This window comes from Winogradskya humida (genome assembly GCF_016862215.1).
Lineage (GTDB): Bacteria > Actinomycetota > Actinomycetes > Mycobacteriales > Micromonosporaceae > Actinoplanes > Actinoplanes humidus.
In genome coordinates this window covers 48,911-60,175 of record NZ_BOMN01000035.1, presented here as the reverse complement: position 1 = coordinate 60,175, position 11,265 = coordinate 48,911, and the positions used below count along the sequence as shown (strand labels likewise).

Here is an 11,265-nt window from a genome sequence, read left to right as displayed (position 1 = left end):
CCCCCTCTTTGAGCTTGCACAGGGCCCCACCTGTCCACGAGCTGGCATGGGAGCAGGCGCGGGTCTGTCAGTTGGCACGGGGGTGCTTGCCCGGCTGTGAGCGGACCCGAGCCGTGGCCCCCTCGTCCCCAATGCCGGATGGAAGCTGGACCGTGCCCTGGGCGCAGCGCTTTTGAAGGTTGGCGGGTGCGTTTGTGGAATGTGGCGTGGACTCGTTCGGGTGGTGGAAGTGAGTCGGCTTATGGCTGGTGGGTGGTGTGATCTCGCCCGCAGCCGTTATCTGGAAGGGCCGGTCGTGGATGGCGGTCGGGCCGGGGTTGCCGTTGCGAGGAGTTCGCCGAGGTGGCGGTGGGCGGGGTGGCCGCTTAGTTGCGGGGGTCACTGTCTGTTGGGGCGGGGGTGGGATTTTGTGGATGAAATTCAGTGTTGGACGTGTCAGTCCAGCTAGTGGGGGACATCGCATAGACGGATGTGGGTCACCCGAACGGGTGGCGTTGGGCGACGAGGGTCTGTCGAATTTCGCTGAGTGGGCGGGGTTTCCCAGAGGACGGGCACATGTGTCATGCAGGCTTCGGTGTCGGTGCGTACTCGTTCGATGACCTTCGTTGTCTGGGGGGTGGGGCGGCGGGGTGGGTTCAAGGGCTTTGAGCTGCGTCTATGCGAGGTCTGAACCAGTTCATCCGGGTGATTCAGTTAACATTATTTCCTGTAAGGAACTGGTTTAGGCGTGCGTCAATAGTTCCTTTCCGCCCTGGCAGGGCAGAACGTTCCAGTTTCGAGGTAGCCAGTACTCTCGATGTCATGGAAGCCCACCACGACCTGCGTAAATTCATCACTGAATTGCCCGTCGCGCAGCGTTGTGCCGTGCTTTCATCGGGTCGTGATGCTGACTGCAACACCGCCTCGCACCGGGTGACGGTGTGGGACAAGGACGTTCCGGCGACCGGGCGGGCGCCGGGTGGAGACCGTACTGATCGTGAAATCGAAATGTGGGGCTGCTCACTCCAGGGGCGGGGATCGAGCAGCTCGACAGCGATGGGCAGCGACCAGACGGCGCCTGAGGCGTTGCAGGAGGCAGAGACCGAAGTCGGTGTAGCCGGAATGGTGGATCGGGATGCGGGCGCTGCCGTGCGGGGTGCCGGACAGACGTGCCGATCGGCCTACCGTTCGATCGACTTCGGCCTTACGGCCTGAAAGTCAGCCGGTTCGTTCCTGCGCACATGCAGGAGAATCGATGCAGTTGGTGGAAGGATGGAGATCGTGGGAACTGCGTTGGCGGAAATGACAATGCCTCAGATCTCGCCGCTGGCCGGCGAGCCTATTGAACGTGCGGATGCGGAGCGACTGGCCGGGGTGCTCAAAGCACTCGCGGATCCTGCTCGGCTTCGACTGCTGAGCCTTATTCAGTCCGCAACGGACGGCGAGGCGTGCGTTTGCGACCTCACCGCACCGTTGGGTCTGTCGCAGCCGACCGTGAGCCACCACCTCCGGATTTTGACGGAGGCCGGCCTGCTCGAGCGCGAAAAGCGTGGAGTGTGGGCCTACTACCGGCTGGTGCCGTCCGCGATCGCAACCATCGCGGATCTGCTCACCCCGCCGCGTAAGCGAGCCACCAAAAAGGCTCGCTGAGACTCGCGCGGGTCTCCCAAGGGCCCGCGCGGGCCAGGAATTGCACGGAACGGAAAGGTGCGAGCCCGCTCACCGCATCTGGGCGGGTCAGGTCGGAGCACACGCGACGGACGGGGTCGCGCGGCGCCGGCCACAGGCCTCGACGCGAGGCCAGGTCTGAAGGACGTGGCCGGTCCATGGTGGGACCGGGCGCGATCGGAGACCGGGTCTGGCAACGAGGCCGGGTCTCGGCTTCCGGCAAGGGGCGATTTGGCCTCAGCGCGGGAAGCAGGTCCGGCCTGGAGCAGGAGCGAAAGCAAGAGCGAGAGGCAGTCCGGCTTCGAGAGTGGGAGCCGGGTCAGGGCGAGACTGGTACGGGTTGGGCAACGCTCACGCGGCTGGCGGGCCGCGCGGAGCAGCCCCGCTCGGAATGGCTGGAACCGCTCCCTAGCGGGCGGGCAGTGGCCTGGCGTCACGCATGGGAAGTTCGGTGACGCCAGGCGGGAACCCCTCCTCCATGTGGATCCACCCCCAGGACCCCGAGGAGTTGACGGGTGAATTACGTGCCCGGTGATCTGCGCGATCAGCTCGCGCATGTGGGCTACGACGTCGTCCAGGCCGGTCTGGCCTGTGGCGCGGGTGGCAACCTTTCCGCTCGTATCGCCGCCGCGGACGTCTGCGACGACGTCGGCGACGGCTTCAGTGAGGACGTCGGCTTCAGTGAGGACGGCGGCGGCGCTTGCTGGGTGACGGGTCGCGGCAGCTGGCTCGAGAGGCTGAGCCGCAGCACCTTCACCGCTGTACGCATCTTCGACGGTTCGCCGGCCACGCTCCGGAAAGTGACCCCGCCGCGGCTCGAGCCGAGTGGCGAGCTGGCTCTGCATCTGGCGTTGTACCGGACCCGGCCCGACGTTCAGGCGATTGTGCACGTGCACGCGCCGATGACGCTGCTGCTGGACGCCCTGGGCGAACGCATCCGGTTGGTGACCACCGATCATGCCGACCATCTGCGGCGGATCGCGACCGTGCCGTTCCGGGAGCCCGGCGGCACCGAGGTCGCGGCCGTGGCGGCGGCGATGGCGGCGGACGGCACCAACTGTCTGGTGCTCAGTCAGCACGGTTTTGTGGTGCTGGCCGACAGTGTGGAACTGGCTCACAAACGGGCGCGCAACCTTGAGGAAGCGGCCCGGCTCACCTATCAGGCGTTGACCGTCGGGCGTCTCGGCAGCGTTCGCGAGGTGTCCGGGGAATTCCTGGACCGGCTCGCGGAGAAAACGCCGATAGCGGTCTGAGGAACGTTCGGGAAAAACCTGGGCGGGCCACCCGTGGGTGTGAAAAAGGGTGACCACTTATGCAGAAAGAAGGGCGCAGGGAGCCGTTCTGAGCCGCCAGGCTCTTGGCTCGCTGCGCCCGGCCTCGACGGGAGTTGCGGTCTGCACCACCCGCCGAGCTACGACATGAAGTTTTTGATTTCAGGCTGAGTGGCGCGGCCGATGATTGCGCGGCTCATCCTCATCCTGCTGACCGTACGGCCGCGGCTCGCCATTCTGCTGCTGCGGATCGTGTTGCGGATCCTGCTGCGGGTAACGACCGTAGCTGTCCGGCCCATAGCCACCCTGGCCATAGTCCTGCTGGCCATAGTCCTGCTGGCCGGGGCCTTGCTGGCCGGGGCCTTGCTGACCGGGGCCCTGCTGGCCGTAGCCCTGCGGACCCTGATCCTGTGGGCCGTAACCCTGCTGCTGCCCATACCCCTGCTGCGGTTGACCCTGCTGCCCATAGCCAGGCTGCGCGTCATAGCCGGTTTGCGCGTGCCCCGGCTGACCGACCCCCGGCTGACCGACCCCCGGCTGCCCGAACCCCTGCTCACCGAACCCCGGCTGCCCGAATCCCTGGCGCGACTCCGGCTGGTTGAAGTCCTGCCGTCCCGCATTGCCGTGGTGGTCGGTGAACTCCTCGGCCAGGCCGGCGACGGTGGCCGCGGCGACCACGCCGATCGCGGCAGCGGGAGTCGCCTCGTCGGCCGGGACACCCTCGGCGGCGGCGCGCTTCTTGGCCTTACGTTCGCGGAGCATCTCGATCAGGATCGGGAGGATCGAGATGAGGACGATGACGAAGACCACCGGCAGGATGTAGTGGTCGATCTTGTCGCCGATGGCGTCGTAGATCTGCTGGGCGAGCAGGTAGCCGATCAGCAGGACGCCGTCGCACCAGAGGATGGCACCGACGACGTTCCAGATGAAGAACTGGCGGGCGGGCATGCCCAGGGTGCCGGCGACCGGGTTGAGGAACGTGCGGACGATCGGGATGAAGCGGGCCAGGACGACCGCCTTGGCGGGGCCGAATTTCTCGAAGTAGTACTCGGCCTTTTCGACGTATTCGCGCTTGAAGAGCTTGCTGTCCTTCTTCTCGAACATGCGCTTGCCGTATCGCGCGCCCAGGTAGTGGCCGAGTTGCGCGCCGGCGATGGCGCAGACTGGCGCGCCGATCAGCAGGCCGGCCAGGGAGATCCGGGTCCCGTCGCCGAAAATGGCGTTGGCGACGGGGGACGCGGCCACACCTGCCAGGAACAGCAGGGAGTCTCCGGGGAAGAAGAACCCGACGAGCAGGCCTGTCTCCGCGAAGAGGATCGCCCAGACGCCGATCAACCCGAAGGTCTGCAAAAGATCCTTCGCATTGAGCGGGTTGAACGCGAGCTGTTCGGTCAGCGCATGAAGCTCCACGGGAGGAAGGGTACCGGTCCTTCCCCAAGCGGCAGCTGTATGAATGCTGTGGATTACAACCGCGGGTCGACCGGCTCCGACTCCGCGGCGAGAATGGCGAAGACCAGCTCATGCACCTTCCAGAGCGGCGCCTGCTCGGCGACGCGGTCGAGGGCGGCGAGGCCCAGACCGTGTTCGCGCAGGGCCAGCCCTCGTTTGCGGCCCAGGTTCCGGGCGCGGAGACGTTCGAGCTGCTCGGGGCGGGTGTATTCGGGTCCGTAGATGATCCGCAGGTATTCGCGGCCACGGCATTTGACGCCCGGCTGGACCAGCCGCCCGCGGGTGTCGGTCGCGCCGAGGCCCGCCCACGGCTTGACGACCATCCCCTCGCCGCCCGCTCCGGTCAGCTCGAGCCACCAGTCGGTGGCTGCCCGCTCGGATTCGGGGTCGCTCAGGTCGACCAGCATTCGCCGGGTCGGCGTGAACAGCGCCGGATCGGCGGCGACCAGTTTGTCGGCGATGTCCAGGTGCCAGCCGTGGTCCTTGTCGCTGTGGCTGACGCCCTGGGCGGCGAGAACGGCGAACGGCGCGAGCGTCACCCCGTCCAGGCCGTCGGTGGGTCGCACGTACGCGCGGTAGGCAGCTGAATACCCCGCGATCTCCTCCGCCCGCAGCGCCATCCGCTCCCGCAACGCGGTGACGTCCAGTCCGCGCGCCGCCACCCGGTCCAGCACCGTCAGCGCAGCAGGCAACGCCGCGCGTCCGGCCGCGCCGACCCCGGCGTAACGCTCGCGGATCAGCCCGCCGGCCTTCGCCGACCACGGCAGCAGCTCGGTGTCGAGCAGCATCCAGCCGTCGTCGAGCACTCCCGCCTCGATCGCTGCGGCCCGGACCCGGATGAGCAGGGCCGCGTTCCGCTCGGCGTCGAAGAAGGGCCTGCCGGTACGCGTCCAGATCGCATCCCCCGCCCCCTCCCGCGAGACCCGCACAACGGCACGCGACCCCATGTGCTTCTCCTCGCACACCACGGTGCCGACGCCCGCCGACCGCATGTCCGCGAACGCCGTCGACGGGTGTTCGAGATACCCCTCGACCGTCGCCGTCGAGCAGGGTGCCATCGTCGGCGGCAGCCAGATCAGGGTCTCGGGCGCGAGCGCGAACCTGCTCATGACCTCCAGGGCCGCGGCGGCGTTCTCCGCGGGGATGGTGGTGCGGCCGTAGCCGTAGTCGAGGTGCCGGCGGCCGGTCACGTCCTGCAGGTCGAGTCCCGTATCCGGGCGCTCCACAACCAACGGCCTGGCCGGCTCGTAGTACTCCCGGGCGGCCGCCACGGAGACCAGCTCACGGGTAGGCCAGCGCAGCGCGGTCAGCTTCCCACCGAACACGCAGCCGGTGTCGAGGCAGATCGTGTTGTTGATCCACTCCGGCGTAGGCGTCGGCGTGTGGCCGTAGACGACCGCCGCCGAGCCCCGGTAGTCGCGGGCCCACGGGTAGCGCACCGGGAGCCCGTACTCGTCGGTCTCGCCGGTGGTCTCGCCGTAGAGCGCGAACGACCGCACCCGCCCGGACGCCCGTCCCTGGTATTCCTCCTTGAGTCCCGCGTGCGCGACCACGAGCTTGCCGCCGTCGAGCACGTAATGGCTGACCAGCCCCTCGATGAACGTCCGGACCTCCTGGACGAACTCCGGCGGCTCCTGCTCGAGCTGCGCGAGCGTCTCCGGCAAGCCATGGGTGAGCTGCACCTGACGGCCGTTGAGCTTGCGGGCCAGCTTCTGTTCATGATTTCCGGGTACGCAGATCGCGCTCCCGGCACGCACCATGCCCATGACGCGCCGCAGAACCCCGGGGGAGTCCGGGCCACGGTCCACCAGGTCACCGACGAAGACAGCAGTGCGACCCTCGGGGTGTACGCCCTCCGCGGGGTAACCGAGCTTCTCGAGCAGCAGATCGAGCTCGGCGCGGCAGCCGTGCACGTCGCCGATGATGTCGAACGGCCCGGTGAGTTCACGCCGGTCGTTGTAGAGCTTCTCGTAGCGGATCGTGGCCCCGGCGATCTCGTCGGCGCCCCGCAGCACGTGCACCTTGCGGAATCCCTCGCGGGCGAGCTGCCCGAGCGAACGGCGCAGGTCGCGGTGCATGCGGGTGAGGACCTGCTTGCCGAACGTACGGTCGGGGCGGGTCTGCGTACGCTCCCACGCCACCGACTCCGGCACGTCGAGCACCACGGCGACGGGCAGCACGTCGTGTTCCCGGGCGACCTTGACCAGGCCGGCGCGGGCGTGCGACTGCAGGTTCGTGGCGTCGACGACGGTGAGCCGGCCGGCCTTGAGCCGCTTGGCAGCGACGTAGTGCAGCACGTCGAACGCGTCGGCGGACGCGGACTGGTCGTTCTCGTCGTCGGCGATCAGGCCCCGGAAGTAGTCCGAGGAGAGCACCTGGGTCGGGGCGAAGTTGGCGCGCGCGAAGGTGGATTTGCCGGATCCGGAGATGCCGACGAGGGCCACGAGGGCGAGCTCGGGGATGTCGATCTCGGTCACGACTCGTCCTTCCTGGGCAGCGTGAAGATGGCCATCTGGGTGGACCCGCCGACCGATTTGTCCATATTGCCCACAAAGCTCAGTGCGGCGTTGTAGCCGTAAGTCGTACAAATCCGATCTGTCCAAGCGGCGAAGGATGAACGCCCCCACTCGAAGCGATGGTCACTGTGCCGCATCCCGCTCAACCCCTCGTACAGCACGTTGTACTCAGCATTGGGAGTAGTCACGACCACGGTCCCCGGGCGCGCATGACCGAACACCGAAGCTTCCAGCGCGGGCAACCGCGACAAGTCCAGATGCTCGATGACCTCCATCAACACGGCCGCGTCGAAGCCCTTCAGTCGATCATCGCGATACGTCAACGCCGACTGCCACAACGTCACCCGCCCCGCCTGCCGCGAAGGAACGTTGTCCAGATGCAGCCGCTTGTGAGCCAGGTCGAGCGCCTTTGACGACACGTCAGTCCCGACGATCTCCGTGTAGCGCATGTCCTTGATCAGCCCAGCGAGCAACGCCCCGCCACCGCACCCGAGGTCAAGCACCCGTGACGCGCCTGAAGCTGCCAGCGCAGCGAGCACGGCGTCCCGGCGCTGTTCCGCAAGCGAGGGGTCGCGGGGAGCTGCCGGCGCCGACTCCCCAGACAAATCGCCATCAGCCGACAAATCCGGCGAAAGGCGTTCCAGCGCGCTGAGCATGTAGGAACGGCGATGGGCGAGGTACCGCCGAGCGATCAGCTCCTTCGAGGGATGCGAAGCCAGCCACCCCTCACCCGACCGCAGCAGCTTGTCGATCTCGTCCGGCGCCACCCAGTAGTGCTTCGCGTCGTCCAGCACCGGCAGCAGCACGTACAGATGGTTGAGCGCGTCGGCAAGGCGCAGCGTCCCGGTGAGGGTGAGATCCACATACGCGCTGTCCCCGGCGAGCGGATGCCCCTCCGGCACATCGTCGAGCGGAATCACCCGCGCGGTGACCGTCCACCCCAGCGGCTCGAAGAGCGCAACCGGATCACCCTTGCACCGCAGCACCGGCACATGGATCTCCAACGGGATCGGCGTAGCGGCCAGCGAGGGCCGGTCCTTCGACTCGCCGCGCAGCGCACTGCGGAAGACCTTGGCGAGTGCGCTGGCCAGCAGGCTCGAAGCGGCGTACGGCCGATCGTTGACAAACTGCCCGAGCGTGAACGAATCCGGCGATGCCTGCTGCTTACGACCGCCCCCGAGACGCTGAGGATCGACGTCGAGAAGGAGGGCGACGGTGCACCTGTCCTCGGTCGCCTCCGGGTAGAGCACATGCGCCGTGCCGGTGGGCACGTCGAAGGAATGCGTCCGGTCCGGATGCTTGACCAGCAGGTAACCGAGGTCGGTCGCCGGCCGGTGGGTGGTTGTCACGGTGAGCAGCACGCGCTGATGATCCCAGCGGCCAGGAATGTGAGCGAATGATTTGCGCGCCACCGCAATGATTCGGGGGTCCGATCCCGTCGTAGGTGCGGAGGTGCCCGTGACCTACGAGGAGTTCGCCGACAGCCGGCTGAGCGCGTTGCTGCGCTATGCCACCATGCTGACCGGTGATCCGCACAGCGCCGAGGATCTCGTCCAGGAGACGATGGTCCGCGTCCAGCTGAACTGGAAACGCGTCCAGCGCAGCGACTCGCCCGACGGCTATGTGCGCAGGATGCTCACCAACCAGTTCATCGAGCTGCGCCGCGGTTCCTGGTGGCGCCGTGTCCTGCTGCGGGCCGAGCCCGATCCGAGCGTCCCGGTCCCCTCCGACCACGCCGACCGGTCCGCCGAGCGCGACCGGGTCTGGAGCATGCTCTCCGGCCTCCCGCGTCGTCAGCGTGCGGCGCTGGTGCTGCGTTACTACGAAGACCTTCCCGACCAGGAGATCGCCGACGTGCTCGGCTGCGCGGTCGGGACGGTCCGCTCGTCCATCTCGCGGGCGCTCGCCACGCTCCGCACCGAGCTGGTGGAGGCCAGATGAGCAGGATCGAGGAGGAGCTCCGGGCGGCCTTCGAGCGGCACGAGGATCAGACGCCGGCCACCGGCCCGGTGCGAGACAAGATCAATATCGCGTGGGTACGAGCAAAGCGCCGTCGACTGGTCCTGCGAACAACAGGGGCGGCCGCGGCGGTGGTGCTCGCGGGCGCCGCCCTGCCCGTCGCGTTCCAGCAGTGGCACCAGGGTGCGCAACAAGCGCCGGCCGTCAACGTGCTCAGCAGCATCGGGCCGTCCCAGCCCGCGGTGGCGGGCCCGCTCGACGTCCTCGTGATCGGTAGCGAGAACCGCCTGACTGCGGCATCGGGGGATCCGCATGCAGACACGGTAGTGATGATCCACATCTCGGCCGATCGTTCCCGGGCGTACGCGGTGGGCCTGCCCCGCGCCGAAAGCTCGCTGCGCAACACGCTGGCCCGCGGCGGCCCGGAGAGGACCACGAGCATGGTCTCCGCGTTCACCGGCGTGGAGTTCGCCGCCACGGCGACGGTCGACTACCGGGCGTTCCGCGCGATCACGGGCGCGGTGAACGGCATCGAGGTCTGCCGGTCGAAGCAGTGCGAGCAGCTCGACGCCGACACCGTGACGCCGGTGCTGCGAACCGATCCCGAGCGGGTGCTTCAGGCGCTCGCCACCCGGGTGATAACCGACGGCACGGTCACCGACCCCGCCCGGATCGCCAAGCTGGTCCGAGCGGGCGGCAACGGCGTCACCATGGACGGCGACACTCAGACGCTGCTCGGGGCCGCGGCCACGCTGGCCGACGCCGAGATAGTCGCAGTCAGCTCCCCGAAGGACCCCGAGGATCTCTACGCGGCGGTCCGTTCCGACGGGCTCGCCGACTGGGTGCTGGCCAACCCCGATCACGTCCTGAGATAAAAAGCAGCGCTCCGACCGCGACCAGCAGGCCACCGGGCCACACTGCAGGACCCGTGATCGGCAGCCCGGCGGGGACGGTCAACCGCAGCGTTGTCCTTGCGCTCGACAACGCGCCGACCCAGGCGCCGGTCGACGCGGTGCCCGTCCCACCCGCGAACCTCCGGCCCGCGGTGACGGTGAACGCGAAGCTGACCGCCTCGCCGGGCGCGATCGTGCCCTCGCTGGTCCAGCAGGTGAACGAGCCGGTGGTGCCGTATTCCGCCAGGCACCGCCGGTCCCGGGTGGTGGCTTTTACTCCCTTGGGAAGCTTGATCCGGGTCATCAGCCAGTTGTTGTCGAAGAGGCTGCGCAGCGTGCCGGGGCCGTCGTTACGCACTCCCACCCGGATGGTCGCCTTCTTACCCGGCCGGATCGTCACCGCGGGAGCCGTCACCACCAGCTTCGGCGGGTGCTTACCCGTGACCGTCAGCACGACTCCGGCGTACTGATCGGAATTGACGTCGACCTGCGGCAGACCGGCCGCCGCAGCGGCAGGCACGAGGGTGATCGGATCGCCGGTCCCCGGTTTGCCCGGCAGCCCGTCGAACATTGCCTGCCAGTCCTCCCACGCCGCCGTGGTGAGCCACTGCATCATCAACTCGGCCCGGCTCCCCTGCGCGGAGTCCGCCGGCGGCCGCAGCTCGACCGGCTCCGACAGCGCATAGGACCTGCCGGGCACCAGGTCCCGGTCGAAAACGCAGTAAACCTGCTCCTCGTAGTAACAATTGCTCGCGTCCGTAGCTATCAGCTCGCGCGGCATCTGCAGTGCCAGAACCGTTCCCGTCACGGTGGCTTTCCCGGCGTTGCGAACCCCAGGGCTGATCCTCGCCGTACGCCCCGGAGCTGCGGACACCCGCAGATCTCCCGTAGAAGCCAGGTCCACCGTCTCCCCGATGCGAACCACGGAAGTGCTGACCGTCGCAGGCCCGTCGTCCACCCGCGCGGTGACCTTGATGGTGCCGGAGTCGCCCGGGACAGCCGTGTCCGACGACGTCACCTCGAAGAAACCCAGTTCGAGGACGAAGCCCGCCGATGGGCGTACGCCGGAACGCGCGCACCTGAAGACGGAGCCCTCGAGAGCACAGGGCGACGGTCCGGAGGCGACGATGATGTCGTCCGCGTACCCGCCGAATGTGAGCGTGACCAGGTCATCCACATCGCTCACGTCGATCGTGTAGCGGACCCGGTGCGCCCGCACGGGATCATCGCGCTCGGCCAGCACGCCGGCCAGGTCGGTCGTGAAGTCCTCGGTGCCGGGCGCGATCGTGATCGGACCGAGCATGGTCTTCAGCCGGGGCAGGGCGGGCGCGGCCGATGCTGGGCCGCCGGCTGACATGGGGCCGGCGATCCCGCTCACGGCCATCACCAGCAGCACGAACACCATCCGGTACAGGAGCATCACCGGAGCGTAGGTGCACTATCGATCTAGCACTTGGGTAACGGGGCGATTACCGTGACGGTCCAGCCCTGCGGGATACTTTCTAACCGGAGACAGCCCGGTCCCGTCCC

Annotated in this window: 8 protein-coding genes and 1 pseudogene; 5 read left to right on the top strand and 4 right to left on the bottom strand. The window is 68.0% G+C overall.

Translation table 11 applies throughout. The annotated features are described in order from the left end of the window. The first annotated feature begins 801 nt into the window (after nt 1-801). The 3 genes from Ahu01nite_RS15275 (at nt 802) to Ahu01nite_RS15265 (ending at nt 2,900) form a co-directional block, all read left to right on the top strand. A complete protein-coding gene (locus tag Ahu01nite_RS15275) occupies nt 802-1,194 on the top strand; it encodes a hypothetical protein (protein WP_203837172.1) in 393 nt (130 codons plus the stop codon). 57 nt (nt 1,195-1,251) lie between these two features. Continuing rightward, nucleotides 1,252-1,629: an ArsR/SmtB family transcription factor gene (locus Ahu01nite_RS15270; protein ID WP_092549981.1), complete on the top strand. Its 378-nt coding sequence runs from the start codon at nt 1,252-1,254 to the stop codon at nt 1,627-1,629. Nucleotides 1,630-2,162: 533 nt separating this feature from the next. Further along, the gene (locus Ahu01nite_RS15265; protein ID WP_203837171.1) at nt 2,163-2,900 is read left to right on the top strand and encodes a class II aldolase/adducin family protein; all 738 of its coding nucleotides are present in this window, start codon (nt 2,163-2,165) and stop codon (nt 2,898-2,900) included. Between the two features lie 660 nt (nt 2,901-3,560). On the opposite strand, the pseudogene Ahu01nite_RS52020 reads toward Ahu01nite_RS15265, so the two are convergent. From Ahu01nite_RS52020 to Ahu01nite_RS15250, 3 genes and pseudogenes are all read right to left on the bottom strand, one after another. Further along, nucleotides 3,561-4,328 (bottom strand): annotated as a pseudogene (locus Ahu01nite_RS52020) (DedA family protein); the annotation flags it as partial. 53 nt (nt 4,329-4,381) lie between these two features. After that, nucleotides 4,382-6,844 (bottom strand): polynucleotide kinase-phosphatase, encoded by a 2,463-nt coding sequence (locus Ahu01nite_RS15255; protein ID WP_203837170.1) that lies wholly within the window; start codon nt 6,842-6,844, stop codon nt 4,382-4,384. Continuing rightward, on the bottom strand, nt 6,841-8,244 hold the full coding sequence (locus Ahu01nite_RS15250) for a 3' terminal RNA ribose 2'-O-methyltransferase Hen1 (RefSeq protein WP_203837169.1): 1,404 nt from the start codon (nt 8,242-8,244) through the stop codon (nt 6,841-6,843). Before Ahu01nite_RS15250 ends, Ahu01nite_RS15255 begins: the two co-directional genes overlap by 4 nt. A gap of 97 nt (nt 8,245-8,341) precedes the next feature. Here Ahu01nite_RS15250 and Ahu01nite_RS15245 point away from each other — a divergent pair, with 97 nt between their 5' ends. After that, on the top strand, nt 8,342-8,824 hold the full coding sequence (locus tag Ahu01nite_RS15245) for a SigE family RNA polymerase sigma factor (RefSeq protein ID WP_203837168.1): 483 nt from the start codon (nt 8,342-8,344) through the stop codon (nt 8,822-8,824). Next, nucleotides 8,821-9,717, top strand: coding sequence for an LCP family protein (locus Ahu01nite_RS15240; RefSeq protein ID WP_203837167.1), 897 nt, complete (start codon nt 8,821-8,823; stop codon nt 9,715-9,717). The genes Ahu01nite_RS15245 and Ahu01nite_RS15240 overlap by 4 nt, the downstream gene beginning before the upstream one ends. On the opposite strand, the gene Ahu01nite_RS15235 is transcribed toward Ahu01nite_RS15240, so the two are convergent. Then, nucleotides 9,620-11,155 (bottom strand): COG1361 family protein, encoded by a 1,536-nt coding sequence (locus Ahu01nite_RS15235; protein WP_203837166.1) that lies wholly within the window; start codon nt 11,153-11,155, stop codon nt 9,620-9,622. The genes Ahu01nite_RS15240 and Ahu01nite_RS15235 overlap by 98 nt on opposite strands. Between the last annotated feature and the right edge of the window lie 110 nt (nt 11,156-11,265).